The organism is Natrinema sp. CRL1 (assembly GCF_059162405.1).
In genome coordinates this window covers 308,767-334,311 of the sequence record NZ_JBLVOY010000005.1, presented here as the reverse complement: position 1 = coordinate 334,311, position 25,545 = coordinate 308,767, and the positions used below count along the sequence as shown (strand labels likewise).

Genomic DNA, 25,545 nt, shown 5'->3' with positions numbered 1-25,545 from the left:
GCGACGCCGTGCGTGCGCGAACCTGGTACGGAGAATTTCGTGAACTCGTCCTGATGTGTGCGGTTCACAATATCAAGCAGTCGCTGAACCCGTGAAATCAAGCTACGTCTGGCGATTCACCACGGCCCTTCGATCCGATCCGCGAGCCGTTTCACGGCGTCGTCGTACGTGCGGTACCAGAACCGTCGCCCGTACTGTGGCGTCGCCTTTTCACCCACGCCAGCCCGCTCTGCGAGTGCGTTGAACCGGGCCGTGATCGTATTCGGAACGAGATGGCCACTCTCGGCAATCGCGCTCGGAAAGAGATAGCCGTTCCACCCGTCGCGGTCGACGAGTTGGCCCCACCGATCGGCGAGCGTCTCGAGGCCGTACTGGACCGAGACGCGTCCGGGACCGTTCTTTCGGCTGTCGCCGAAGATGATTCGCGGGTCTGCAGCCTCGAAATCGAAACTTCCGTCCTCGTCGATCGGTTTAAACTGGTCGGCCGAGAGCGCGGCGACCTCCCCGCGTCGAAGCCCCCATGCACACGTCGCGACGACGAGCAAACGCTCTTCGACCGACTCGCACGCATCAGCCATCGCCCGGACGTCTGCGGCCTCGAGCGCAGGCGGATTGCGATCGTCGTCATCCGGCGTTGCTCCCTTCCAGCGGTTCTCGTGGGGCGCGCCGAGCGCCGGGTTGTACGCCGCGTCGCGATCTGTCTCGAGCCAGTCGTAGAAGACGCGGACGTCAGTCGCATGCTTGAACTTCGATTCGGGGCTCGAGAGTTCGTTCTCGAAGGTATCGTAGACCGCCCGAACGCGCTGTTTCTCGTCGCGTCGGGGGATATCGTCTTCGCGAACGCGATCGACGATGTTTGCGGCGTCGTGGAGGGCAGCATAGGTCCGGACGTACCGCGCGAGCCGAGACCGTTTCGACGTGATCGTCGTCTCGGAGTGGCCCGACCGCTCGAGGTAGGTGTGCAGATACAACTCGAGCTCGTGGATCGTCGTCTCGTCGTCGATCCCCCACTCATAACCCTGGTCTTCGCCGGGGTCGGGGCCCGGATAGCCGACCGTCGCGAGAAACTGCGAGAGCGTGAGGTCGTGGTGTTCGCGCAGCGCACGCGCGATTCCCGAATATCCCGCGTCGGTGATCTCCTCGTAGGTCGGCCGCGTCTCGAGGTCGAGGCCCTCACGAGCGAGGGCCGGTTCGATATGAGCGTTCCAAAATGACTGGAGCTCCTCGAGTGACTTTCGAGACCAGTTGATCTGTTCTCGCTGGCTCATGCTCTCACCGGCTCGAGAAGCCTGTTTTCTCCGTCATGGACCGATTCTAAGAGCCGCATTTTCGTACGTTTCGATGATGCTGACAGACACATAATACTACCGCTTAGTTACTTGTCTCGTGTAGACAAACAAGATAAGCGATATCGCGGGGCTGTCGCCAGCAAACTTCATAAACCAATTAATGCTATATCAAATCCGAGATGCGGATGATTACACAATTTCAGAGAATGGGGCCATTTTCGCATGGTTACACGGCTAATTGTGGCATGAATGGCTTATATTGACGGTGCATGAACCACCTCTCTCGGTGAGCTGTCATCGAATACACGAAAACAGCGTGAACTACCCCACCCCAGAACGTCTCAACTTCATTGGGTCGACTGAGAGGTTCGTCGCAAAGACCGCTGTTCCCTCTCGTCTTGTCCTGCTGCCAAATATCATATATGAAGACAAATTGGCCTATTCTGGAGAATGGTCTTCGGGATACGTATCACGGAACTCCTGAATAAGTTGTCCAGTTTCAGCGTACCACTGGTTGAGCATTCGTTGGAGTTCGTCCGCTATCTCGTCCGGGTCAGCGGCTCGATACACGTGGTGATAGCCTCCTTTTGGACAACTTTCCTGTTCTTGCACGACAACTCCGGTCTCTTCGAGCCGTTTGACCGAACGGTACGCGGTCGTCCGCTCTTTCTCGATGAACTCTGCAATGTGATCCACAGTAAGCGGTTCAGAAGATTCCGCTAACAGTCTAAAGACTCCTCTGTCGAGTTTGTTCAATCCGAGCATACTGTCAAGAAGGTCCTCCCACTCCCGCTCATTCTGGAGTTGCTTTTGTACGGCGTCTGGCATTGTTGTCGAGGATTGGTACTACCCCAACATAAAGTTTGCACTAATAGTGCAGTCTTTTACAGACATCGATTCCATCTGAGCAATTGTATAGACTCACCGAAATCGAATACACCATTGAATTCTTCCGCCATAGGCGATGTAATCACGATTCAATTCATTTGACGACTTTCATCGCCGATGGCGACAACCTTATTGCTGCCGTCCTCATTGCACTAGACATGCAAATAACTGATGGCGCGGATTTGGAATGCGACGCTCTCATCATCGGAGGCGGGCCTGCGGGCTTGAGTGCAGCCCTCCAGTTAGGACGCTCACTCCGCAGTGTCTTGGTCTGTGATAACGGCGAACCGCGTAATGGCCCTGCAACTGAAGCCCATGGGTATCTGACGAGAGATGGTATTCCCCCGGAGGAACTCCGTCGGCTCGGTCGTGAGGAAGTTGTGAAATACGGAGGCGAATTCAGAGAGACGAAAGTAACGGATGTCAGTAGAGACACCAACGGATTCACCAGTACCTTAGATTCCGGTGAGACCGTCACGAGCCGGAAGGTCGTACTAGCAACTGGTGTCAGGGACAATCTTCCAGATATCGACGGATTCGAGGAGTTCTGGGGGAGTGGCGTGCATCACTGTCCCTACTGCCACGGCTACGAAGTTCGTGGTGAACCCCTCGGCGTGATGGTCACGGACGAGCACATGGTCCACTATGCGAAGCTCATCTACAACCTAAGCGATGATCTCGTTGTGTTCACTGATGGGCATGACGTCTTCGATGAAGAATCACGGTCGGAGTTCGTCGAGCGAGGAATCGAAATCGAAGACGAACCGATTACCGCACTTAACGGCTCTGATGGCGATCTCGAAAGCATCGCCCTCGCGGATGGCCGCGATGTAGCCCGCCACGCGCTATTCTACCCTCCGCCAATGGAGCAACACAGCGAGCTCCCAGAACAGCTCGGTCTCGAAGTGAATCAGGCCGGGCTCGTCGATGCAACGCAGTCTCAACGTGGAATGGGGTTCACATCGGTCGAGGGGCTGTTCATCGCTGGCGACGCCTCTAGCGGGGGTCCTCCGTCTATCCCGTCCGCCGTCGCTGATGGATACGCAGTCGGCACGACCGTGAATATGGAACTGTCCACGGAAGACTTCGAACAGGGGTGGCAATAATGGACGAATCCCTCGAGGACCTCGCCGATCGCTTCTCACAGGTCGCTGAGCACTACGACGACAAGCACGGCAGCGAAGAGAAGCCGATCTACAATGCATGCGCCTCACTCGTCATTGAACTCGCTGACCCTCGCCCCGACGATGTCGTCCTCGATCTCGGAACGGGGACGGGCCTAATTGCGCTCGCGTTGGCTGAGGAAGCTGGTCACGTCGTCGGTCGAGATATCAGCGACGGGATGATTGAACAGGCCCGGTCGAAGGCCGCCGACAGCGGTCTCGAGAACGTGGAGTTCGGCTACGGTGAGTTCCGTGACCCGCACTACGACGGTGAGGTAGACACCGGGTCGTCGGAGACGCCCCGAGCCGACGCTCGCGATGCTCGCGTCGACATCGTGGTCTCGAATTTCGCTCTACACCACCTCTCCGATGAGGAAAAATGCGAGGCGATCGAGGCCATCGCCGATCTGGGCGCGCGTAGATTCGTCCTCGGTGATGCGATGTTCTTCGGATCGCCCGACCCTGAAGAACCACTATTTGACCATGGGGTCGATGGGGCTACCGTCGGGATGCTCGTGGACAGACTCACTGCTGTCGGATTCGTGGTCACGGCAGTCGAGCGTGTGCATGACCAGGTGGGCGTCTTGGTCGCCGAACGAAGTGATGAAGAGTCGGCTTACGACTCTCAAGAGGATCAATAACCCCGATGTGTCGAATGTTCGTGTTGCGGGGCACCGTTAGCTGTCCGGTATAGGAATCGTTGACGAATGCCGACCAATCGCTTCAACGGCTGAGCGGGGTTATTCCATCCTCCGAGGTTGTGGATGATCGGACGAGACACCCGATAGACGGACAGAGGACGCAGATTCCGGCAGATCAGGGGACTGAAGACCGAGCGAACCGACAGTCGGGCGTTCGAATGCAACCGCGATGAGGCCTCACCGCCGCTGTCACGAGTCCGCGTTGTCGACGATTTCGACCCCCGCTGCAGCGAGTTCGTCGCGGATCGGTTGCGAGACGTCCGCGTCGGTGATGAGCGAATCGATCGAGGAGTGGGACGCGAACTGAAATGCGTGTTTGTCACCAAATTTTGAGTGATCAGCGACGAGGACGATACGTTTCGCGTTGGCAATTAGCGTACGCTTGCTCTGTGCTTGCTGGACGTCTCGAGCGGTCACTCCCTCCTCGTCGATTCCGTCGGTGCCCAAGAAAAGCAGATCCGCGTTCAGTTGTCGAACGCGTTCTTCCGCCCACGGCCCGACACACGAGTGGCTCTCGGTCTGGTACGTTCCGCCGGTGAGGTGCACCTCGTGGCCCCGTTCGGAGAGTTCGGACGCGATCGCGGGCATTCGAGTGACCGGCGTAATCGACAGCTCCGACGGGACACGCTTCGCTACCTCGATGAGCGTCGAGCCGCTGTCGAAAGAGACGACCTGTTTCTCGTGGATTTCCTCGATGGCTCGCTCGGCGATAGCACGCTTCTGGTCGATGTTGTACACTTTCCGTTTCTCGTAGGGCTTCCCGTGGCTGACGACCGGCGTCGCGCCCCCGTGGGTCCGTTCGATAAGACTCCGTTCCTCGAGATCGCGGAGATCGCGACGGATCGTCGCCGCCGAGACGCCGATCTCGTCGGCTAACTCGTCGACGGAACAGCCGTTCCGGTCGTTGACTAGATCGACGATCGTCTGTTGTCGTTGTTTCGGGAGCATACGGGACCAATCGGGTCCGGCGGGATATACTTTTACGGTGTGTTTCGCTGGAGACATCGGTATCGCGATCGAACCGGATATTTTGTGTATCAGTGGGTTGGATTAATATATAGAAATCAGATCTATTCCGCGGAGTTGTTTACTACCCTATTTTTGTAAATCTCCAATCGAAGGCTAGCAAACAGCTGGGTAAAACGAGACAATACTGCGACTCGAGGCAACCACCGATTCGATCGCTTTCGAACAGCTGTGTTCATTTCCCCCATACAGGGAATGGTATCTCTTGTTCTAATCAGAAATAAAAATTCGGCTCTAACGTACAAATGGCATTGCCAGGCCCATTCAGTGGCCAGACGAGATGGCAAGACGAGACGACACGGCCTCGAGAGCGTCGTTCGAACGGTAACGATAAGGGATCCCGCCGGTATGTACCCGGTATGTCACGCGAGTCCGCACCGACGCTACGCGAGTGTTACGCACAGGCCAGAGACGGGAGCTACGGGTTCTTCGCGAGCAACGTCACGCACTTCGATATCCTCGTCGGACTCCTGCGGGGGAGCGCAAGCGTCGACTCGGATCTCGTCGTCCAGCTCGGCGAAGAAGAAGCGGCCTTCTTCGGCGACGGCGATCCGGCGCTCGGCGTTCGCGTCTTCGGGGCGTGTCTCGACACGTTCGCCGAACGCTACGACATCGAAGTGTTCTGTAACATCGATCATATCCACCTGCCGGACAGCTTCGATTTCCTCGAGGCGGCGGTCGACTCCGGGGTTCCCGACTCGGTGATGGTCGACGCCTCCGCGGAATCGTTCGAGCGGAACGTCGAGTTGACGGCCGAAGCCGTCGACCGAGTCGACGGGGACGTACTCGTCGAGGCCGAACTCGGACGGATCGCCGGCGTCGAGGGCAGTACCGATACGCCCGCCGACGAGGCGTTCTATACCGACCCCGAGGCCGCCGTCGAGTTCGTCGACCGAACCGGGTGTGACCTCCTCGCGGTGTCGATCGGCACCCAACACGGCGTTGCCGCGGGCCGCGACCTCGATGTCCGCCCGGATCTGGCCGCCGACATCAACGACGCGCTCGTCGACGCCGGTCACGACACCGCACTCGTCGTCCACGGCGCGTCCGGGCTCTCGGACGAACGGATCGAGGAACTGCTCGAGGCCGGCGTCTGTAAGTTCAACAAGAATACGCGATACCAGTACGAGTTCGCGCGGACGGCCGCGGACTTCTACCACGAACACGCGGAGGCGATTCGGCCGCCCGAGGGCGTCGACGACGACCGGGAGGGGTTCTTCGCGGACAGCGACTGGGAGCCCGAAAAGGCGTCGTTCCATCCCCACGTCGTCTCGGAGGAAGCCCGGGATCGCATCGCGTCGGTCATGCGCGACCTCTGTGAACTGACCCGAAGCGCCGGGAAGACGATGCACGCCGACACATGAGTGACGCGCGCCCCGTCCTCGTCGGTGTCGACGCCGGCCTCACCAACATCACGGCGACGGCGTTCGACGACGCGGGCGGCGAACTCGCGAGCGCGTCGCGGGCGACGCCGACGGTCGAGGCGGCTCGCGGTCGCGACGAGCAGCGCCACGACCGACTCTGGGACGCCGTCTGTGAAACGATCGCTTCGGTCCTCGAGCACGAGGCCGTCCTGACGGACGCCATCGCGGGCGTCGGCGTCGCCGGCCACGGGCACGGACTCTACGGGCTCGACGCCGACGGAGAGCCGGTCTGTGGCATCAAATCGACCGACAACCGCGCTCTCGATACCTTCGAGGAGCAGCCCCCGGCGGTCCGCGACTCGGTCGTCGACCGACTCGGCTGGACGCCGTTCGGTGCCGATCCGCTGAGCCTCCTCGTGTGGCTCCGCGAGCACGAACCGAGCACGTACGACCGCCTCGAGACGGTGTTGTTCTCGAAAGACGTGCTCACCTACCGGCTTACGGGCGAGCGGTCGACGGACCCGTCGGAGGGGAGCGTGTTCTACGGACCGAGCCCCGAGTACGACGAGCGGGTGTTCGCCGACCTCGGCATCGAGGCTGCGTTCGACGCGCTCCCGCCGATCGACTCGAGTACCGGCGTCTGCGGGACGGTCACGGAGACGGCGGCAGCCCGGACCGGCCTCCCGGCGGGCACCCCGGTCGCCACGGGACTCCACGATGTCGCCGCCTGTACGTTGGGCGCGGGCGTGGTCGAGCCCGGAAACGGGCTACAGATCCTCGGCACGTGGGGACAGAGCGTCGCCGTCTTGGAGTCGTCTGACGACGGCGACGACGGCCTCCCACGGCGGTACTTGGACGGATGGCTTCGCTACAAGGGCATCAGATCCGGGGCAGCCTGCGTCGAATGGTTCGTCGAGAACTGCGGTAGCGACTGGCGTCGGGAAGCCGACGAGCGCGGCGTCTCGCCGTACGTCGTCTACGAGGAAGCAGTGACGGACGTGCCACCCGGGGCGGACGGGTTACTCTTTCACCCGTTCCTCAAGGGATCGACCGACAACCCGAACAGCACCGGCGGGTTCTACGGGCTCCAGCTGGAGCACACGAGCGCACACATGCTTCGGGCAATTTACGAGGGCATCGCCGTCACGCAGACGAGCGCACTCGAGTCGATAACGACCGGCCTCGAGTCCGTTCGGTTGACCGGCGGCGGCGCACAGAGCGAGGCGTGGGCGCAGATGTTCGCCGACATCTCGACGCTCCCTGTGACGATTCCGACCGAGCGCGAGACCGGCGCGCTCGGCGCAGCGCTCTGTGGCGGCATCGCCGCGGGCGTCTATCCCGACGCCGAGACGGCGGTCGAGCGGACGATCGGGACCGCAGCACAATACGATCCGAATCCGGAGACCGAACCGCGATACCGAACGCTTACCGACACGTTCTCACAGGTGAGCGACGCGATGGAGCAGCCGTGGGAAACACTCAAGACGGTTGGTGAAAAATCATAGCTCGATGCAGGTACTACTCTGTGGGGACCCACAGCAGCCAAGCGAGTACATGTACGAAGCCCTCGGCGGGTTAGAAGAACACGGCGTGACGTTCGACCGCATGGACTGGCTCGGCGACGCGTCGCCGACCGAGTTCCGCAATGTCACGATGGACATGGAGTCGCTCGGACCGGGCAGCTACGATACCGACGAGATCGCCGCGAACCTCGATGGCGTCGACGCCCTCGTCGTACACAAAGCGCCGGTATCGCGTGAACTCATCGAGGGTGCCGACCTCTCGCTCGTTGCCGCGGCTCGCGGCGGGACCGAAAACATCGACCTCGAGGCGGCGGCCGACAACGACGTGACGGCCCTACACGCGCCGGGCCGCAACCGAGACGCCGTCGCGGATTATGCGGTTTCGATGCTGCTCTCGCGGCTCCGCGAGATTCCGTTCACCCACGCCGACCTCTCGGACGGCGAGTGGAACCAGGTCTTCGATCCCGACCAGCTGCCGCCGGACGTCAGAACGACGACCGTCGGGATCGTCGGTTTCGGCCACATCGGCCGCGGCGTGGCTCGCCGACTCGCCGGGTTCGACCCCGAACTGCTCGTCTACGACCCCTTCGTCGACGACGACGACATCCGCGAAGCCGGCGCGGAGCCGGCCGCCCTCGAGACACTTCTGAGCGACTCGGACGCCGTCACGCTGCACGTCCGCCTCTCGGAGGACACCGAGGGGATGATCGGACGCGAAGAGTTCGAGCAGATGAACACCGACGGCTACCTCGTCAACACCGCCCGCGGCGGCCTCGTCGACACCGACGCCCTCGTCGACGCCGTCTCGAGCGGGAGCATCGCCGGCGCGGCCCTCGACGTATTCGAGGAGGAGCCGATTCCGGAGGGACACCCGCTGTTCGACCTCGACGGCGTCGTCCTGACGCCACACGTGGCCGGCTCGACCCGCGACGCGGTCCTCGGCGGCCCCCGCATCATCGCCGCGCAACTCGAGGACTACCTCGACGACGAAACGCCGGCACACGTCGTCCAAGCCGACCGGTAAGCGCCGAATTTCGTCGCCACACTCGCCGCTGTGACTCGAGGCTAGGCCGGTGGCGCACTGAACGACTTCGAGTTTCGTATTACTTATATGTATATCATTTTCGAGAGGTGAAAATTCAGGCAGAGCGAGGTATCTGAGTATCGAAAAAGTATTCGAACAGCTATTGTTCTGGTAAATAGTCTGCAGACCGAGATATCTTCAGTAACGGCGCATCCGCACAAAGATGACTGGTTCGAGCTATCGAACGATGGATTCTCCATCGCGGTGCTGAACAGTTTGAGAGCGAAGAGCGACAGTACGAGGTTGTGCAAAAACGACCTAAAAGCAGCCAGAATTGCTAATTAGTTGTCTCTCTCGTTGAGGACGGACCGAGAACGATATCCCCTCACCGCTGACGATCCAGTTGACGATCGGATTTTCGACCCCGTTGTCGGTGGATAGCTGAGCACTTTTTAGGCGGACACCTAGAGTACTCGAACAGCATTCAAAGGAGACACATTTTAGCATAATAGCGGATTTCGATCGTCACTGTCGACACGATTTTGATATATAAAATTCTGGACTGGATCAGTCAGTCTTCAGTCCACGCTGTCGAACGCGGAACTGACGCATAGTGTGGAGTCGAGTCTGACTCGACTGAGAGGAGCAGAACCGGCTCCGAACCGAGACTCGAGCGGTTCGGTATCGCCGGCACCGATCCTGCGGTCGGGTATCCGGGTCCAATCGCCCGGAGAATACGGTAGTGAATTTAAGAAAGAAGAAAATATCTTGGTATTCGGACTCATCACAGTTGCCTCGGGAAAAGAAGAGTTAACTCGACGGAAGCCATCGAACACAGTGATGTCTGAAACGACGGACGATAGCACGCCGTCTCGGCTCGGCCGACTCCTCTTTGCAGGTGGGCTTGCACTACTTGCAGTTCGAAATCTGATGAATCTTGACGGGCGCATCGCCTATGCCGACGCCAAGGGTGTTCCGTTCGCAGAGACGCTCGTTCCGGCCTCGAGCGGACTCCTCCTCGGCGGCAGCCTCGGAATCGGCTTCTGGAAATCCCCGAAGCTCTCCGCGGGAAGCATCGCGACGTTCTTCGCGGGAGTCACGCCCGTCATGCACGACTTCTGGGCCGTCGATTCGGAATCGCGCGACGAGGAATTCACCTCGTTCCTGCAGAACCTAACACTTCTCGGTGCTGCGATCGCCTTCTTCCGGCGAGCAAGCAAAACGTAACGGCGGCCGCGTACCGGCGATGATAGCTGATACGATTCGATCGATTCGGACCTAACTCTTTTGGGTCTGTCTCCCGCCGAAACCCGCAAGGGAATCTGGTTGGGAAAGGGCTATTGCGCCATCGGCGCTACTAACACGCGATGAGCGAGTCCATGGACGTCTTGCTGTTGGGCGCGAGCGGACGCATCGGCAACCGAATCGCGGACGAGTTACTCGACCGGGGACACCGAGTGACCGGCGTCTCGCGCAGCGGGACGATCGAGGGCCTCGAGGACCCCGAACTGGTCACGATCGCCGGCGATGCGACCGACGCCGACGATATCGCGAAACTCGCGACCGGTCACGACGCGGTGGCGTCCGCGCTCGGACCGAGCGACGACGAGTCCCCCGAAATCCTCACAACAATGATGAAGTCCGCCATCGAGGGGCTGCGACGCGCCTCGGTCGACCGGCTCGTTTGGACCGGCGGCGCCGGCGGGCTCAGGATCGGCCCCGAGACGCGACTCATCGAGAGCGATGACTTCCCCGACGAGTGGGAACCGGTCGCGCGAGCGGCGATCGACGCCTTCGATATTCTCACCGACGCCGACGACCTCGAGTGGACCTACCTCGCGCCGGCCGCGATGATCGAACCCGGCGAGCGAACCGGAGAGTATCGCACCGCTGCGGGCGAACTCGTCGCCGACGAGGAGGGAGACAGCTACATCACGATGGAAGACTTCGCGATCGCCTTCGCCGACGAACTCGAGGAGGCGAACGCGGTGCATACCTACCTCGGAACCGGGTACTGATCGGCCGGAATCACGCTCGGTTGTCCGAAGCGGACTGCGGGCGAAGCGCGGGGAAGACGAACTCGTCGACCGCACGCAGCGCCTGTTCGGGGGCATCGTCGTGCCCGAGCGAGATTTTCCTGGCCCGTGCGGCGTGGATGACATCGGTGATGAGTTGTGCCATGTCTGCGACATCAACATCACGAAAGTCGCCCTGCTCGATGCCGATGCGAAGCACTCGAGCGATGTTCTCCCGGAGTTCGTCGTAATGTTCGTTGAACGCCTCGCGGTGGCGGTCGTTGTGCTGGGCCTGCGAGAAGAGTTCGTGGTAGACTTTCATGCGCTCCCAGTGGTCGAACTCCGCGCCGAGGTCGGGCCCGAAGAGACATTGTTCGATACGGACGTGTAACGCCGCCCATGGATCCGCCGTTTCGTCCACGTCGGGTTGGTCCTCGTACTGCTCGACGAGGTACTCGAGAAACGAGGAGATGAGATCGTGTTTCCCGTCGAAGTGGTAGTGGATGAGCGTTCGGCTCTTGTCGAACTCCGCACCGATATCCCGCACGCGCAGGTCCGTCGAGCCGTGCTTGCTAAGCGCTCGGAACGTCGCCTCCATGATCGCCTCTCGCGTCTCGAGAGACGCATCCGGGTCGCGTGACGAGGTCATACCGACGGATACGAGCGAGTGCCTTATCAGTCTCGTGGGACGCCGCTCGGAGACGGCGTTCCGGATGGCTGACCACTACCGACCCCGGAGCAGGTTTCGGTATCCTTTACCGATCGGTCAACGAATTCGTCTCTATGAGCCAGTTCGATCGAACCGCCGACGCCGGGACGGGAACAGAGGGGGACATCGACCGCGACGGCGGCGGCAAACCGGTCGCCCGGACGGAGTCACAAATGGTCCCCGCGGACGTATTTGCCGTCCTCGGGAACGACACGCGCGTCGAAATCCTCCGTGCACTCCTCGAGCTCGGTGCCGACGACGCTCCCGTCCGCTTTACGGAACTATTCGAACGGGTGGACATCACGGACAGTGCGAACTTCAACTACCACCTCCAGAAGCTCACCGGCCACTTCATCAAGCAGAGCGACGACGGCTACGCGTTCCGCTACCCTGGACGGAAAGTCGTCAGTTCCATCTTTACCGGGACGCTCACCGAGCGCGCCCAACTCGGTTTCTTTCCCGCCACCGGCTCCTGTTACGCCTGCGACGGTCCCCTCCACGGCTGGTACGTCGACGACACTCTCACCATCGGCTGTACCGACTGCGGCACCATCCAAGTGAGCTATCCGTTCCCCTCGGGCGGCCTCGACGATCGCACGACGGACGACCTCCTCCAAGCGTTCCATCATTACGTCCGCCACCACTACTGTCTCGCCGCCGACGGCGTCTGCCCGGAGTGTACCGGCCCGGTCGAAACCGACCTCGTTCGCGATCCCGACGATGAAGACCTCGAGGTTGCCGTCGAGCACGTCTGTCAGCGCTGTAGTTACCGGCTCCAGTCGACGGTCGGCGTCACCCTTCTCGACAACGCCGAGGTTCTCGTCTTCCACTCCGAACGCGATGTCGATCTGAACACCGAACCCTTCTGGCACTTCGACTGGTGCGTGAGCGATAGCCGGACGACAGTCACCGAAACGGACCCGTTGCGCGTCCGAGTGACCATCCCCTGTGGGGACGACGAACTGCAGGTTCTCCTCGACGACTCCGTCTCGGTCATCGACACCGCTGTCGTCGAGCAACTCCCCGAATAGGGCGCTCGGTAGAGGGAGGCCTCGAGCGAGCGTGTGACGTGTCGTTGTACAGGCGGTCTCTCGACTCAACTGTACTCGAGTACAGAAAACGTCCGCAACGCGGCCAGCGGACGAAAGCCCACGGGACCCATCGATTTCTCGATGGGGTGGCCTCGATAGGCCGGGAACCGCGCGATCGTCGCGTGTAGCCGCTTATTCGAAGCGTTCGACGGCCGCTTCGTAGCGGCTCGAAGGTTCGTCCCAGTCGACGACGTCGAAGAAGCTCTCGACGAAGTCGCCGCGGGCCGGCCCGTAATCGTGGTAGTAGGAGTGCTCCCAGACGTCCAGTGCGAGAATCGGGTGGCTCCCCCAGAGCGCACCTTGGTCGTGCTTGTCTACGACGACGTTTCGCAGCTGTTCGCTGTGACTGTCGTAGACGAGCAGCGCCCAGCCGCCCGCGGCGGACGCGGCGGCCTCGAATTCGCCCTTCCAAGCCTCGTAGGAACCGAAGTCCTCGGCGATGCGGTCAGCGAGGTCGCCCTCGGGCTCGTCGCCGCCCTCGGGGCTCATGGACTCCCAGAAGAGCGTGTGCAGTACGTGTCCGGACCCGTTGTGGGTGACGTTGCGGAGCGCGCCCGCAGAGGAAGAGAAGTCGCCCGCCTCGCGGTTCTCCGCGAGCGTTTCCTCGGCTGCGTTCCAGCCGTTGACGTAGCCCTGATGGTGCGTGTCGTGATGCCAGGTCAGTACCTGTTCGGACAGGGCCGGCTCGAGTGCGTCGTAGTCGTACGGCAGCGGCGGTAGTTCGTAGTCGCTCATGTTTCCGATCATGGCTACACACGCCGTAACTATGAACGTTCTCTGTATCGTGTTCAAGTAATCGAACTGGTATTCCGTATTGTCCGTTACAGGCCACAAATACTCCGCATGAGACAAAACGAAGGAAACGGTATATTTTCACTGACCGGATTTCGATTCCGCATACGGGATGCTTATCAGGAGTGAGAGCGTCGGGTCGTATATGACAACAGATGAGGCCGAGCAGCGTGTCGACGAACCGCTCCCGGGCCAACGCGTCCAGCACGGAACGGGCGTCAACTCGAACCGCGCGTTCCCGACGAACGAGTACCAGGCGAACCTCGACCCGTTCGTGCTCTTCGAGCGCTTCTATATCGACCCGGACAAGGGCTTCCCGATGCACGCCCACAAGGGCTTCGAGATCGTCTCCTACATGATCGAGGGCGGGATGGACCACGAGGATTCGCTGGGCGTCGAGCACACCGCCTACGAGAACGACGCCATGCGCATTACGACCGGTAGCGGGATTCAACACTCCGAGTTTCCCGCAGACGGCGCGGCCTGTAACGGCCTCCAACTCTGGGTGAACCTACCGCGCAATGAGAAAGAAGCGGACCCGGACTACATCGACGCATCGGCGGAGGAACTCCCCACCACAGCGGTCGACGGCGCGACCGTAACCACCGTCGTCGGCGACGGCTCGCCGATCGACCTCCACACGGAGATGGAGTACTTGGACGTCCGCGTCGACGACACGTGGACGTGGACGCTGCCCGACGGCTGGTCCGGCTTTCTCTACGGCGTCACCGGAGCAGGTACCGTCGACGGAGACAACTTCGAGGAAGGCGATGTCCTCCCCGTCACGGACACTCGAGAGATCGTCATCGAGAACGACAGCGACGATCCGTTCCGTCTCGTCGCCGTCTCCGGGCTGCCACACGAAGAGCCGATTCGCCAGCAAGGGCCGTTCGTCTTCTGATCACTCGGTGAATCGGGTTTGCGGTGGGTGTTTTCCGTTTCGTTCGTGGACTGATCCCTTCCGCGAGAGCGATTTGCCTCGCGCCCGATCGACTCCCCGAGATGGGAGAGCATCGAGTTTCCGAACGTTACAGGAGAGCATCAGCAGTCTCGTATTGAACCGAACCCGCTTCGTTCCGTAGTCACCTGGCCCACAGCAGCGTTTCGAGGACTTCGATTGCCTGGACCCCGGACGATTTCGACTCGGTTTTGACCAAATGGTACATCTCGGATTTACAACTGTAGGGGTGTACAGCGAGAACTCGTCAACGGAAGAGGATGAAATACCCATCTCCCATCTCGATTATCCCTGTAATAGAATTATACCGATGGGGAAGACGATAGTACTGCCCTCGAGAGAACGACGAGATGTGATACTCGAGTGCCATACCGAAACACCACTATCTGTTGAAACAGTCTGTTTCATATATTACTCTGAATTTTTATGAATTGGGTAGTAGTCGGAATCGGAACGGCAGTCGTCTTGGGTCCGTGAGATCAGCAACGGTTGGTGGTGGCGGGTCGCTGACTAACGGGTTGATCAATCAAATACTATTTAGCTTCCGTCATAGCAGCAGACACGGCACCTTCAACAAAAATGTGATTTTCTACCGGAGACGACTCAATTCGGCAACTCTGGGTATGTTTATAGAACGTGTTCTGTACAGATATCTCGACCGAGGACATCTCGAGGAGCCGTACCCACCGACGAAACGGTGCGGGAGTATGCTCTCGAGCGCAACCGATACGGATTCCGACAGCGGTCGTGAACGGGGAAGATCCAATTCGCTCTTGGTCTATATTCTATCCGAGAAGATATCGATAGTATATTTTCCCATATGTATTTTTTCGTACGAAGGCGATGGCTGCTCGATAGGAATATGAAACTCCGCTGCCAGGGAATGAGACGAGATCGCGATAGTCACACTACCCAGTCGAGCTAGCAGACGCGTTCAAGAAACGCCGAGCAAGCGATTGTGACGAAGCGGTGGTGAAATCCTTGAGGAGTAAAGCGACAGGTCGACGGTGGGAGGGGGACCCACCGTCGGGGCCACAGTAGGGTGATGGTAGGTGGCTGATTGGATCGCGGTCTGTCGCGCACAGCGGGTTGCGCGACGAATAACATGTTCGGGGATGCCCTTATCAACTTCTATCCGATTCCCAGTTACTCGAAATCGTCCTCGCCGACGACTGACTCGTTTCTGATGAGGGCTGCAGGGCGAGAACTGCGCTCGAGTAGACGGCTCCTCGAATCGGACTCAAGGGCCACCAGCGGAATCGGGAGATACCAGCGGAAGACAGTCCGGATTCGGAACGCTTGAGACCACCTGTCGGAAAGAGCGACTGTGACCCGCGCTCGACTCTTCGGTTCCCTCTGTGGATTCGTCTTCTTCATCAATCTCGCGAGGATCATCTTCGCGCCGTTGCTGGACGTGTTCATCGCCGAGTTCCCGATTGGCGAGGCAACCGCGGGGCTGATCGTGACGCTCGCGTGGGTCGGGAGCGCGTCCCTTCGACTGCCCACCGGTTGGCTACTCACGAAAGCCCCGCGACACCACGTCGTCGTCGCGTCCGGAATCGTGCTCTCCGTTTCCGCCGGCATCGCCGCGACCGCGACGACGGTCCGCTCTCTCATGATCGGTGCCTTCCTGATGGGGATCGCCTCGGGGATCTATTTCGTCTCGGCGAACCCGCTTTTGAGCGAACTGTATCCCGCGCGGGTCGGGCGCGTCATGGGAATCCACGGCGCTGCCAATCAGCTCGGCGCGGTGGCCGCCGCCCCGTTCGTCGCGGTTACGCTCCTCGTCGATTGGCGACTCGCCTTCTGGATACTCGCCGGTGGCGCGGCGCTGGTGACCGGGTACACGTGGATCGTCGCTCGCCGGACCGAGATCCCGAGGGCGGGCCGCGACGATCGCGACTTCGTCGCCGGCGCGCTCTCGGAGTGGCGACTCATCGTGACGGCGTTGGCACTGGTCGGACTCGCCTCGTTCGTCTGGCAGGGCGTGTTCAACTTCTACGAACTGTACATGCGATCGAAGGGGCTCTCGGATCGGGCGGCAGGGACGATGCTGACGATCGTCTTCGCGGCCGGTGTTCCCGCATTTTACGTCGGTGGCGATCTCGGCGACAGGCTCCCGCACGTCCCGTACCTCCTCGGAATCGTCAGTCTGTTCGCCGTCACCCTATTCGTCGGCACGCTCGTCGACGGCCTACTCGCGCTGATCGTCCTCTCTGCCGCTCTGGGCTTCGTCACCCACGCCTTGTTTCCAGCCACCGACACCTATCTCCTGGACACACTCCCGGATTCGACGCGCGGCAGCGCCTACGCCACGTTCAGTTCGATGTGGATGCTCACACAAGCGCTCGGCTCCTCCGCCCTGGGCATCGTTCTCGAGCGCGGCCACTCGTACGGCTCGGTGTTTCGCACTGCGGCCCTCGTCCTCGGAGCGGTAGTCGCTCTCCTGTTCTTCCTCGAGCGATCCGGGCGATTGCCGAGTTGAAACGGCGACGGACAGTTCCCGGGGTGGGGGTGACGCCGAACAGCAGCAGTCGCCGTGTCACCACATTCTTCAGCGGAAACGGCAACGATAGCTGTAATGAGGGATTGGCTCGAGGGACGGTCAGGAGGAAAGACGAGACTGCCATCCCGGCAAGCAGTGGGACTTCTCGTCGCGGTTTGTGTTCTCACCGGCGGCGCGACGCTTTCCCCGCCGCCAGCGCTGACCGTGGACGGACAGCGCACGCTGGCAGTTTTCGTGGCCGCGCTCGTCCTGTGGCTGACCCGACCCGTCCCGTACGTCGTCTCGAGCGTTCTCAGTGTCGCGTTGCTGTTCGCGTTGGGGACCGTCGATTCGTTTTCCGCGGCGGCGACGGGATTCACGTCGACGCTCGTCTTCTTCCTACTGTTGCTGCTCTTGTTGGGAGATGCGACGGCGAGCGTCGATCTCGACCAGCAGGTGGCGCGGCGACTGCTAACCGCGGACAGTACGCCGCGTGGAACGCTGCACTCGGTCGCCGGGAGTCTGCTCGCCCTGGCGCTGGTGATGCCATCTGCGATGGCCCGCGCGGTAACGTTCATTCCGATCGTGAACCGACTCGGCGGTGCGTTCGAAGTCGAAACAGACGAGCGGTTCAAGCGTGGGGCGTTTCTCGTTCTCGGCCACGTCAACCCGATCGCGTCGATGGCGCTCATGACCGGCGGCGGAATGGCGTTGGTCACCTCCGAAATCGTTGGGACGACGGTTCGACCGATAACGTGGGTCGAGTGGGCCGTGTTGATGGTGCCGCCGACGATCCTCCTCTACGCGTTGACGACCCTCTGTGCGGGCCTGTTCGCGTCAGTCGACGGCGAGGCGACGATCGGCACGGACAGCGAGATGCGACTGGAGACCGACGGCAACGGAACGTCTTCGCTGACTCGTGAGCAGCGACTCGTCGGGATCGTCCTCATCGGTGCTGTCGTAAGCTGGATCGTCGGATCGTTCGTCGGGATTCCAACGGTACTCCCGGCTGTCGCCGCGGTTACGGTGCTCTCCGTGCCGTCCGTCGGCGTCATTACGGCGGAAGATATCGCGGGGGTGAACTGGGGGATCATCTTCCTCATCGGCGCGATGTTGTCGATCCTCGACGTACTGGACACGACCGGCGCGATCGAGGCTGTTATCGACGCCCTCACGCGGTGGGTTCCGTTCGAACTGCTCGTTCACTGGCAGATCATTGCGGTGCTAGTCGCCATTGCCGTCGGGATCAGGGTCATGTTCTCGACGGGGTCGGCGGCGATCGTCGTCGCGCTCCCGATCGTCCTCGAGTTCGCGGACGCGTTCGGCATCGACCAACTGCCGCTCGCGCTGACCGTGTTGCTGGTCGTCGGTTCGACGACGATCCTGCCGTTCAACACGACGGCGGTGCTGGTCTCGATGGATCGAGGGCCGCTATCACACCGCGATGTCGCTTCGTTCGGCATCGTCACGATGGTACTATCAGCGGGGGTCGCCGCCCTGTCGTGGCTCGTTTACTGGCCGCTGATAACCTGATCCGGACAAGCGTGAGCTATATATGGCCGGACCGGACTCTTCCCAATAGGTTGGTCGCCAATTCTACGCGTTGAGTTCACTACTGTCCCGACGGGCGTGATGGCGAAGCTCCAGCGGGAGCTAGACGACGTCCGAAGCATCGAGCTCGACAACGCGTTCTACGTCGAGGACGGCACGTGGATCGAGTCGCTAACCGTCGCGTCGAACGCCGGGTTCGACCCCGAAGCGGTCATCGAAGACATCCCCGGCGCGACCCTGTTCTACAGCAGCGAGATTCCGACCGGATCCGACGAACTCGAGATTCGCCGGCTCACGATCCTATCCAACGAGTCGTATCCGTTTATCCTGAGTCTCGTTCTGCGCCAAGAGGCGATTCCGAACCGCATCGTTCTCCAGAACGGCGTCTTCGAAGTCGTGACGACGACGCGCGACTGGGACCAGTTCCGGTCGATGGCCGACGAAATCCAAGAGACACTCGGCGAGTTCGAACTCCTGTCGGTGACCCAAAACGAGGAGCCGGGCGAACCGCTCGATAGCGGACGATTGACCGAGGTCCTCGTCTCGAAACTCACCGACGAACAGTTGGCGGTGCTCGAAACGGCGTACAACAGCGGCTATTTCGATGTCCCTCGAGAGGCGTCGGCGACGGATCTCGCCGACGAACTCGACGTCGCTCAGTCGACGGTGAGCGAACGACTTCGGACCGCCGAACGAACGTTGCTCGAACTAATCTACGGTCCCCGAGAGTAATCGGATAGCCGCGTTCGCTTCGAGAGCGCTATTTGTCCGCCCCGATATAAAGTATGATAGCTATCGAGGGCGATAGGGAGTAAACCGAACCTAGTGAGCCCGTAACGTGGGGCTGGATGACGACGCAAGAAAATCATGAGGGTTCGGCCACAGGGGTTGGCAGCGGACTCACGCGACGTGGCTATCTCGTCACGGCTGCCGGGGCGCTCGGAACGAGCGTACTGGCCGGCTGTAACGCCAGTCGCGGTGAGAGTCTCGAGCCGGAGGTTCCCGAGGGCGTCCCGGAAACCGTCGGAACGAAGTACTGGCGCGAGTGGGAGACCATCGACGCGGACTCGCCGCCGCTGGACTACAGCGCGACGGCCGGCGCGGTGCTCGACCGGTTCCCCGTCGAGTTCTCGAGCGAAGACGACCCGTGGATGCGCGAACACGCGCTGATGGTCCAACGCGGTCTCAACGATCTCGGGATCGCCGTCTCGCTCAACGACCGCCCGTTGAACCAGCTGTACGCACAGAGTTGGACGGTAGCGGGTCTCGAGGCGGTTATCTCGATGAGCACGCACGGGCCCGACCCGCAGCGGGGGCTCGATCCGAACCCGCTGTTGATGCGCGCAACCGAGGGATCGCTTTCGAACTACGACAATTACTACAATCCCGAGTTACAGGAAGTCCTCACGGAACAGGCCCAGACGACCGATCGTGAGGAGCGCGAAGAACTCGTCGACCGCGCACAGGAACTGTTCGCCGAAGACGTCGGGGCGCTCATCACGCTGTACCCGAACATCATCACGGCGGTGAACACGGAGCGCTGGAGCGGCTACGTCGAGACACCGGGCAACGGCCCGACGATGGACTCGTTCGTCTGGACCGAAGTGAACCTGCAACCCGAGACGGACAGTCGAACGTACGTCAAGGGCGTCACCACGTCGATGAACTCGCTGAACCTGCCGTGGGCTGCCGGCGGCGCGGAGGCGAAGCGACTCACGTTCATTTACGACGGCCTGTTCGACGCGACGCCGGATCTCGACGTGGTCCCCGCGCTGGCGACCGGCGGCGGGTTCGTCGACGATACGACCGTCGAACTCGAGCTCCGCGAGGGCGTCGAGTGGCACGACGGCGAGGCGTTCACCGCCGAAGACGTGAAGTTCACCGTCGAACTGTACGACGAATACGCCTCGACGAGTCAGGTGCCGTTCTACGAGCCGATCGAATCCGTTGAGGTGCTCGGCGATCACGAAGTGCGGTTCAACCTGTCGAACCCCGACGCCTCGTTCATGACCCAGCGGGTCGTCCGGAGCGTGATCCTCCCGAAACATCGGTGGGAAGACGTCGATAACCCGTCCCAACACAACCCGGACGCTCCCGTCGGAACCGGCCCCTTCCAGTTCGAAGACTGGGAACAGGGAACTCGGTTCGAGGCCTCGCGCAACGACGACCACTGGATGTTCGACGACGACTGGCGGGCCGACGCGCTCGGCGAGCAGGCCGAGCGCGGCCCCGGCGTCGAGAGCGTCATCTGGATCAACGTGAGCAACGTCGACGCGCTGATCGGCTCGCTCGAGAGCGGATCGATCGACGCCATCGGGACGAACCTCTCGGACCTGCAGGCCGACCGCGCGGCCAACACGGACGGGATCGAGAAGATGTCCGTCGGGAGTTACGCGCCGCTGAACGCGAAGCTCATGTTCTCCTGTCCGCCGATCCGGGACAAGGAGTTCCGCGTCGCGCTGGCGAAAGCGATCGACTCGGAGGGGTTCGTCGAGGACTTCCTCCAAGGGCAGGCGACCGTACCGAACGGCGAGAACCTGATCTCGTCGCTCACCCAGTGGCACAACCCCGACACGACCGACTACAGCTACGACGTCGAGGAGGCGCGAACCATCCTTGAGCGAGCGGGCTACACGTGGGACGGCGACGGTAATTTGCGGTTCCCCAACGGCGACGCGTGGGGCGCGTTCGTCGAGCGACTCCAGCCCGAAAACACCAACGAGCGCCGCTCGGACCTCGACCAGCCAAATTTCTCATGAACGGCCAGACACCAATGGACCACACCACCGACCGCGTCCCGCGACCGCCGCGGGGGCGGACCCGATTCGAGGCGAACCGACACCCCGACCGCACCGCCGCTCGAGCCCCGTCAGAGCGCACACCGCTCAAGCGCGACGGCGCGGCCGGTGCAAAGACGCGGCCGGCGACCGGTATCGGAGGAGGTGCGAACCGATGAGCAAATTCCAGCGGTTCCTGCTCAAGCGGCTCGCGATCTCGGTCCTCCTGACGCTGGTCGCCGTCTCGGTCATCTTCGTCGTTCTCCGGCTCCTGCCGGGGAGCCCCTTCGAGGCGCTCGTCACCTCGGGGAACCTCAATCAGGAGCAGATCGACGAGATCCGGGCGATGTACGGGCTCGATCAGTCGATCTGGAAACAGTATATCAACTACCTCGGGAGCCTGCTGACCTTCCAGTTCGGCTACTCCATCCTGCGGAGCCAGCCGGTCTGGGAGGTCCTCGAGCCGCGGCTGATCAACTCGCTGATCCTGCTCGTGCCGGCGCTGGTGACCACGGCGATCCTGAGTTCCGTGTTGGGGATGTACGCCGGCTGGAACCGGGGCAGCCGCCTCGAGAAGGCGAGCATCGTCTCGACGACGCTGCTGCGCTCGACGCCGGTGTTCATTACGGCGATCTTCTTCATCATCGTCTTCGCGTACAATCTGGAGATCGTCCCCGCGCTCGGAATGCGGTCGATCCGGGCGACGCCGGACGGCTACCTCGAGACGTTCGTCTCGCTCGACTTCCTCCATCACTACCTCTTGCCGTTTACCGTCGCCGTCCTCTACTACAGCGGCGACTTCCTGCTGTTGGCCCGCAACGGCGTCGTCGAAAAACGCGGCTCGGAGTTCCTCAAACTCCATCGGGCGAAGGGACTCACCGAGATGGAGCAACTGGCCCGCGCGGGTCGCAATTCGATGCTGCCCATCCTGACCTACTTCACGCTCCGACTGGGCATGATCTTCCAGGGGTTGATCCTGCTCGAGGTGGTCTTCAGCTGGCCCGGTATCGGTCGCGAACTCGTTTTGGCCATCCAGCAACAGGACTACCCGCTGGTCCAAGCAGCGGTCTTCATCATGGCGCTGGCGGTCATCATCGCGAACCTCGCCGCCGACGTCCTCTACGCGTACTTCGATCCGACGGTGTCGACTAGCGGAGGTGGCTCAGCATGAGTACCGAAACGAAACCCAAGGCGGAGCTGTACAAGCGCGTCGACGCATTGTGGACGACGGTTCGGGATCAGTTCGCGTTCCTGCGGCAGGATCCGATGGCCTTCGGCGGCATGCTCGTCGTCGGAGCGTTCGTGTTCCTCGGGCTGTTCGGGCCGTTCCTCGCCCCTCACGATCCGATCGAGCACACCGTTCGCGGCGACGGCGGCTCCGTGCTCCGACTCGCCGCTCCGAGCGCTGACGCGTTCTTCGGGACGACGGCCTACGGCAAGGACGTGCTGAGCCAGTTCCTCGCCGGTGCGCGGCCGACGCTCATCGTCGGCCTGTTCGGCGGGCTGGGCACGGGCGCGCTCGGCTTCACCGTCGGCGTCGTCAGCGGCTACTACGGCGGCTGGGTCGACGAACTCCTGATGCGACTGACCGACCTGACGTTCTCCCTGCCGTTCATGCCGATGGCACTGTTGCTGCTAACCTTTATGACGCCGAATATCTGGCTGATCACGGCGATCATCGCCGCGTTCCTCTGGAAGATGCCGGCGCGAGTCGTCCGCTCGGAGGTGCTGTCGGTCCGCGAGCGAACGTTCGTCAGGTCCGCCCGAGCCAGCGGCGCGAGTAATCTGCGGACGATGCTGTACCACGTCGCGCCGAACGTGTTGCCGATCGGGTTCCTCTACACCGCCTACGGCGTCGCGTGGGCGATCGCCGCGCAGGCGAGTCTCGCCTTCCTCGGCTTCGGCGATCCGACGATGACCAGCTGGGGTCGGATGCTCCGGCAGGTGTTCGCATCGGGCAACATGCGCGTCGCGTGGTGGTGGGTCCTGCCGCCCGCGATCGGTATCGCCGCGATAACGACCTCGGTGTTCCTCATCGGCCGCGCCTACGAGGAAGTCATCAACCCCGAAATCCAGACCGACCAATGACGCTACTCAACGTCGAAAACCTGAAAGTCACGTACGCGACCGACGACGAACCAGTCCATGCCGTCAACGACGTCTCGTTCAGTATCGACGAGGGCGTCAACTACGGCCTCGCCGGGGAGTCCGGCTCCGGGAAGTCCACCGTCGCGGAGGCGCTGCTGGGACTGCTGCCCGGCAACGGCACCGTCGAGAGTGGGACGATCGAGTTCAACGGAACCGACCTCACCTCGCTCTCGGCGGCCGAACGACGTGATATCCTCTGGGAGGATATCGCCTACATCCCCCAGAGCGCAATGGACTCGCTCGATCCCGTGATGTCGACTGGCGACCAGATCGCACAGGCGATCCATACCCACCGCAACGTCAGCGATACGAAGGCTCGCGACCGCGTCCGCGAACTGTTCGAGATGGTCGGTCTCGATCCCGATCGGATCGACGACTACCCCCACGAGTTCTCCGGCGGGATGCGCCAGCGGGTCACCATCGCGATGGCGCTGGCCCTCGAGCCGGATCTCATCATCGCCGACGAGCCGACGACCGGGCTGGACGTCATCGTCCAGGACAAGATCATCGACAAGATCCTCGAGATCCAAGAGCGGATGGACAGTTCGCTGTTGCTTATCACCCACGAGATCGGCGTCATCGCCGAGACCTGCGACGAGCTGTCGATCCTCTACGGCGGGAAGGTCATGGAGCAGGGCAGCGTCGACAACGTGCTCGTCAATCCGACCAACCCCTACACGATGGGGCTGAAAAACTCCTTCCCGGAGATCGAAGAAAACGAAGACCCCGTGGCGATTCCCGGCTCCCCGCCGAACCTGAACGGGGAGCCGACGGCGTGTGTCTTCGAGGATCGCTGTCCGTTCGCCACCGAGGAGTGCGGACAGTCCCATCCCGAACTGGTCGATCTCCCCAACCGGAACCACCGCTCGGCCTGCCACCGGGTCAAGGAGGCGGCCCAACTCCGGCGGGACGCCGACGAACCGGAGACGTGGAACATTCCCGACGAAGGCGAGGCCGACTCCGACCGCGGCGAGGTCATCCTCGAGACCGACGACCTCGAGAAACACTACGAGCAGAGCCAGCCGCTGCTCGACAAGGTCCGCGGCGAGGATCCCGACTACGTCAAAGCCGTCGACGGCGTCTCGCTGTCGGTCCGCCGGTCGGAGGTGCTCGGGGTCGCCGGCGAGTCCGGCTGTGGGAAGTCGACCCTCGGCGAAACGATGGCCCTGCTTGAGGAGCCGACCGGGGGCGAGTTCACGTTCGACGGGGAACCCTACGAGTACTATCAGGGCGGCAACCTTCAGGAGTTCCGACGGAAGGTCCAGATCATCTTTCAGGACCCGTTCGATTCGCTGAATCCACGCCAAACCGTTCGGAAACTCGTCGGCGAACCGCTGACGATCCACGACTACCGCACCGACGAGAAAGAGCAAGCCATCGTCGAGACCCTCGAGAAAGTGGGACTGACCCCGGCCGAGACGTTCCTCGATAAGTACCCCCACGAACTCTCCGGTGGACAGCGCCAGCGCGTGGCGGTCGCAAAGGCGCTGGTACTGGACCCGGACTTCCTGATCTGTGACGAACCGGCGTCGATGCTCGACGTCTCGCTGAAGGTCAACCTGCTGAACCTGCTGCGAGGATTGGCCGACGCGGAGGACATCGGGATCGTCTACATCTCCCACGACCTCGCGAGCCTGACGCAGGTATCCGATCGACTGGCGATCATGTACCTCGGCCGCGTCATCGAGGAAGGCGAGGTCGACCGCATCGCGACCCAGCCAGAGCATCCCTACACGGCGTCGCTGCTCTCGGCCGCACCGGAGAAGGACCCGACGGCCGATCGAACGCGTGTCTTGCTCGAGGGGGAGCCGCCGGACCCGGTCGACCTGCCCTCGGGTTGTGCGTTCGCCCCGCGCTGCCCGAAGGCTGAGGAGTCCTGTTGGGAGACCGAGCCGGCCATCGACGAAACCGGCGACGAGGGCCACCGAGCGGCGTGTTACTTCCCGGAGAGCGAGGACGGTCCCGTCCCGACGGAGGCGTCGGCAGGAGAGGAAACAGAGTTCCCGGGGTCGGCGAACACCGACTCAGTGGGTGACTGACT

The 25,545-nt window shown here is 61.7% G+C and carries 22 protein-coding genes and 1 pseudogene; 18 read left to right on the top strand and 5 right to left on the bottom strand.

The genetic code is table 11. The annotated features are described in order from the left end of the window. Positions 1-95, top strand: a pseudogene (locus tag ACJYUO_RS18180) (IS5/IS1182 family transposase); the annotation flags it as partial. Positions 96-116: 21 nt separating this feature from the next. Here the strand turns inward: ACJYUO_RS18180 and ACJYUO_RS18175 are convergent. Both ACJYUO_RS18175 and ACJYUO_RS18170 read right to left on the bottom strand, forming a co-directional pair. Beyond that, positions 117-1,268, bottom strand: coding sequence for a tyrosine-type recombinase/integrase (locus ACJYUO_RS18175; RefSeq protein WP_494346746.1), 1,152 nt, complete (start codon positions 1,266-1,268; stop codon positions 117-119). A gap of 459 nt (positions 1,269-1,727) precedes the next feature. Beyond that, positions 1,728-2,117, bottom strand: a complete 390-nt coding sequence (locus ACJYUO_RS18170; protein WP_494346745.1) for a helix-turn-helix domain-containing protein — start codon at positions 2,115-2,117, stop codon at positions 1,728-1,730. A 218-nt stretch (positions 2,118-2,335) separates the two neighbouring features. Between ACJYUO_RS18170 and ACJYUO_RS18165 the strand changes: the two genes are divergently transcribed. Both ACJYUO_RS18165 and ACJYUO_RS18160 read left to right on the top strand, forming a co-directional pair. Continuing rightward, positions 2,336-3,283, top strand: coding sequence for an NAD(P)/FAD-dependent oxidoreductase (locus ACJYUO_RS18165; protein ID WP_494346744.1), 948 nt, complete (start codon positions 2,336-2,338; stop codon positions 3,281-3,283). Continuing rightward, a complete protein-coding gene (locus ACJYUO_RS18160; protein ID WP_494346743.1) occupies positions 3,283-3,981 on the top strand; it encodes a class I SAM-dependent methyltransferase in 699 nt (232 codons plus the stop codon). The genes ACJYUO_RS18165 and ACJYUO_RS18160 overlap by 1 nt, the downstream gene beginning before the upstream one ends. Positions 3,982-4,230: 249 nt before the next feature. On the opposite strand, the gene glpR is transcribed toward ACJYUO_RS18160, so the two are convergent. Further along, entirely contained in the window at positions 4,231-4,989 is a 759-nt protein-coding gene (gene glpR / locus ACJYUO_RS18155; RefSeq protein WP_494346742.1) for an HTH-type transcriptional regulator GlpR, read from the bottom strand. 437 nt (positions 4,990-5,426) lie between these two features. Here glpR and fba point away from each other — a divergent pair, with 437 nt between their 5' ends. From fba to ACJYUO_RS18130, 5 genes are all read left to right on the top strand, one after another. Then, positions 5,427-6,431 carry a class II fructose-bisphosphate aldolase gene (gene fba / locus ACJYUO_RS18150; RefSeq protein WP_494346741.1) on the top strand — a complete coding sequence of 335 codons (1,005 nt, stop codon included), beginning with the start codon at positions 5,427-5,429 and terminating at the stop codon, positions 6,429-6,431. Further along, entirely contained in the window at positions 6,428-7,936 is a 1,509-nt protein-coding gene (locus ACJYUO_RS18145) for an FGGY-family carbohydrate kinase (protein ID WP_494346740.1), read from the top strand. Before fba ends, ACJYUO_RS18145 begins: the two co-directional genes overlap by 4 nt. Positions 7,937-7,940: 4 nt before the next feature. Then, entirely contained in the window at positions 7,941-8,978 is a 1,038-nt protein-coding gene (locus ACJYUO_RS18140; protein WP_494346739.1) for a 2-hydroxyacid dehydrogenase, read from the top strand. An 840-nt stretch (positions 8,979-9,818) separates the two neighbouring features. Beyond that, positions 9,819-10,205: a DoxX family protein gene (locus ACJYUO_RS18135; RefSeq protein WP_494346738.1), complete on the top strand. Its 387-nt coding sequence runs from the start codon at positions 9,819-9,821 to the stop codon at positions 10,203-10,205. 152 nt (positions 10,206-10,357) lie between these two features. Beyond that, positions 10,358-10,996 carry an NAD(P)-dependent oxidoreductase gene (locus ACJYUO_RS18130; RefSeq protein WP_494346754.1) on the top strand — a complete coding sequence of 213 codons (639 nt, stop codon included), beginning with the start codon at positions 10,358-10,360 and terminating at the stop codon, positions 10,994-10,996. A 10-nt stretch (positions 10,997-11,006) separates the two neighbouring features. Here ACJYUO_RS18130 and ACJYUO_RS18125 read toward each other — a convergent pair whose 3' ends face one another. Further along, positions 11,007-11,642: a TetR/AcrR family transcriptional regulator gene (locus ACJYUO_RS18125; RefSeq protein WP_494346737.1), complete on the bottom strand. Its 636-nt coding sequence runs from the start codon at positions 11,640-11,642 to the stop codon at positions 11,007-11,009. Between the two features lie 134 nt (positions 11,643-11,776). On the opposite strand from ACJYUO_RS18125, the gene ACJYUO_RS18120 reads away from it, so the two are divergent. Continuing rightward, entirely contained in the window at positions 11,777-12,733 is a 957-nt protein-coding gene (locus ACJYUO_RS18120; RefSeq protein WP_494346736.1) for a DUF7351 domain-containing protein, read from the top strand. A gap of 192 nt (positions 12,734-12,925) precedes the next feature. Here the strand turns inward: ACJYUO_RS18120 and sod are convergent, their stop codons facing one another. Beyond that, entirely contained in the window at positions 12,926-13,528 is a 603-nt protein-coding gene (gene sod, locus ACJYUO_RS18115; RefSeq protein WP_494346735.1) for a superoxide dismutase [Mn], read from the bottom strand. A gap of 202 nt (positions 13,529-13,730) precedes the next feature. Here sod and ACJYUO_RS18110 point away from each other — a divergent pair, with 202 nt between their 5' ends. From ACJYUO_RS18110 to ACJYUO_RS18070, 9 genes are all read left to right on the top strand, one after another. After that, a complete protein-coding gene (locus tag ACJYUO_RS18110; RefSeq protein WP_494346734.1) occupies positions 13,731-14,486 on the top strand; it encodes a pirin family protein in 756 nt (251 codons plus the stop codon). Positions 14,487-15,870: 1,384 nt separating this feature from the next. Then, positions 15,871-17,028: an MFS transporter gene (locus ACJYUO_RS18105; RefSeq protein WP_494346733.1), complete on the top strand. Its 1,158-nt coding sequence runs from the start codon at positions 15,871-15,873 to the stop codon at positions 17,026-17,028. Between the two features lie 96 nt (positions 17,029-17,124). Continuing rightward, the gene (locus ACJYUO_RS18100) at positions 17,125-18,561 is read left to right on the top strand and encodes an SLC13 family permease (protein WP_494346732.1); all 1,437 of its coding nucleotides are present in this window, start codon (positions 17,125-17,127) and stop codon (positions 18,559-18,561) included. A gap of 99 nt (positions 18,562-18,660) precedes the next feature. Next, entirely contained in the window at positions 18,661-19,311 is a 651-nt protein-coding gene (locus ACJYUO_RS18095; RefSeq protein ID WP_494346731.1) for a helix-turn-helix domain-containing protein, read from the top strand. Between the two features lie 116 nt (positions 19,312-19,427). After that, the gene (locus tag ACJYUO_RS18090) at positions 19,428-21,338 is read left to right on the top strand and encodes an ABC transporter substrate-binding protein (protein ID WP_494346730.1); all 1,911 of its coding nucleotides are present in this window, start codon (positions 19,428-19,430) and stop codon (positions 21,336-21,338) included. Between the two features lie 14 nt (positions 21,339-21,352). After that, positions 21,353-21,535, top strand: a complete 183-nt coding sequence (locus tag ACJYUO_RS18085; RefSeq protein ID WP_494346729.1) for a hypothetical protein — start codon at positions 21,353-21,355, stop codon at positions 21,533-21,535. Then, entirely contained in the window at positions 21,532-22,527 is a 996-nt protein-coding gene (locus ACJYUO_RS18080; protein WP_494346728.1) for an ABC transporter permease, read from the top strand. Before ACJYUO_RS18085 ends, ACJYUO_RS18080 begins: the two co-directional genes overlap by 4 nt. Then, positions 22,524-23,444 (top strand): ABC transporter permease, encoded by a 921-nt coding sequence (locus ACJYUO_RS18075; RefSeq protein WP_494346727.1) that lies wholly within the window; start codon positions 22,524-22,526, stop codon positions 23,442-23,444. Before ACJYUO_RS18080 ends, ACJYUO_RS18075 begins: the two co-directional genes overlap by 4 nt. Further along, positions 23,441-25,543, top strand: a complete 2,103-nt coding sequence (locus tag ACJYUO_RS18070; RefSeq protein WP_494346726.1) for a dipeptide ABC transporter ATP-binding protein — start codon at positions 23,441-23,443, stop codon at positions 25,541-25,543. The genes ACJYUO_RS18075 and ACJYUO_RS18070 overlap by 4 nt, the downstream gene beginning before the upstream one ends. The last annotated feature ends 2 nt before the right edge of the window (positions 25,544-25,545 follow it).

Excerpts from the sequence above, each read along its gene's own strand:
- ACJYUO_RS18120 (WP_494346736.1), top strand. The coding sequence starts at position 11,777 with ATGAGCCAGTTCGATCGAACCGCCGACGCCGGGACGGGAACAGAGGGG.
- ACJYUO_RS18160 (WP_494346743.1), top strand. The coding sequence starts at position 3,283 with ATGGACGAATCCCTCGAGGACCTCGCCGATCGCTTCTCACAGGTCGCT.
- ACJYUO_RS18085 (WP_494346729.1), top strand. The coding sequence starts at position 21,353 with ATGGACCACACCACCGACCGCGTCCCGCGACCGCCGCGGGGGCGGACC.
- glpR (WP_494346742.1), bottom strand. The coding sequence starts at position 4,989 with ATGCTCCCGAAACAACGACAACAGACGATCGTCGATCTAGTCAACGAC.
- ACJYUO_RS18070 (WP_494346726.1), top strand. The coding sequence starts at position 23,441 with ATGACGCTACTCAACGTCGAAAACCTGAAAGTCACGTACGCGACCGAC.
- ACJYUO_RS18145 (WP_494346740.1), top strand. The coding sequence starts at position 6,428 with ATGAGTGACGCGCGCCCCGTCCTCGTCGGTGTCGACGCCGGCCTCACC.
- sod (WP_494346735.1), bottom strand. The coding sequence starts at position 13,528 with ATGAGCGACTACGAACTACCGCCGCTGCCGTACGACTACGACGCACTC.
- ACJYUO_RS18165 (WP_494346744.1), top strand. The coding sequence starts at position 2,336 with ATGCAAATAACTGATGGCGCGGATTTGGAATGCGACGCTCTCATCATC.
- fba (WP_494346741.1), top strand. The coding sequence starts at position 5,427 with ATGTCACGCGAGTCCGCACCGACGCTACGCGAGTGTTACGCACAGGCC.
- ACJYUO_RS18100 (WP_494346732.1), top strand. The coding sequence starts at position 17,125 with ATGAGGGATTGGCTCGAGGGACGGTCAGGAGGAAAGACGAGACTGCCA.
- ACJYUO_RS18075 (WP_494346727.1), top strand. The coding sequence starts at position 22,524 with ATGAGTACCGAAACGAAACCCAAGGCGGAGCTGTACAAGCGCGTCGAC.
- ACJYUO_RS18140 (WP_494346739.1), top strand. The coding sequence starts at position 7,941 with ATGCAGGTACTACTCTGTGGGGACCCACAGCAGCCAAGCGAGTACATG.
- ACJYUO_RS18175 (WP_494346746.1), bottom strand. The coding sequence starts at position 1,268 with ATGAGCCAGCGAGAACAGATCAACTGGTCTCGAAAGTCACTCGAGGAG.
- ACJYUO_RS18110 (WP_494346734.1), top strand. The coding sequence starts at position 13,731 with ATGACAACAGATGAGGCCGAGCAGCGTGTCGACGAACCGCTCCCGGGC.
- ACJYUO_RS18080 (WP_494346728.1), top strand. The coding sequence starts at position 21,532 with ATGAGCAAATTCCAGCGGTTCCTGCTCAAGCGGCTCGCGATCTCGGTC.
- ACJYUO_RS18125 (WP_494346737.1), bottom strand. The coding sequence starts at position 11,642 with ATGACCTCGTCACGCGACCCGGATGCGTCTCTCGAGACGCGAGAGGCG.
- ACJYUO_RS18090 (WP_494346730.1), top strand. The coding sequence starts at position 19,428 with ATGACGACGCAAGAAAATCATGAGGGTTCGGCCACAGGGGTTGGCAGC.
- ACJYUO_RS18095 (WP_494346731.1), top strand. The coding sequence starts at position 18,661 with ATGGCGAAGCTCCAGCGGGAGCTAGACGACGTCCGAAGCATCGAGCTC.
- ACJYUO_RS18170 (WP_494346745.1), bottom strand. The coding sequence starts at position 2,117 with ATGCCAGACGCCGTACAAAAGCAACTCCAGAATGAGCGGGAGTGGGAG.
- ACJYUO_RS18135 (WP_494346738.1), top strand. The coding sequence starts at position 9,819 with ATGTCTGAAACGACGGACGATAGCACGCCGTCTCGGCTCGGCCGACTC.
- ACJYUO_RS18130 (WP_494346754.1), top strand. The coding sequence starts at position 10,358 with ATGGACGTCTTGCTGTTGGGCGCGAGCGGACGCATCGGCAACCGAATC.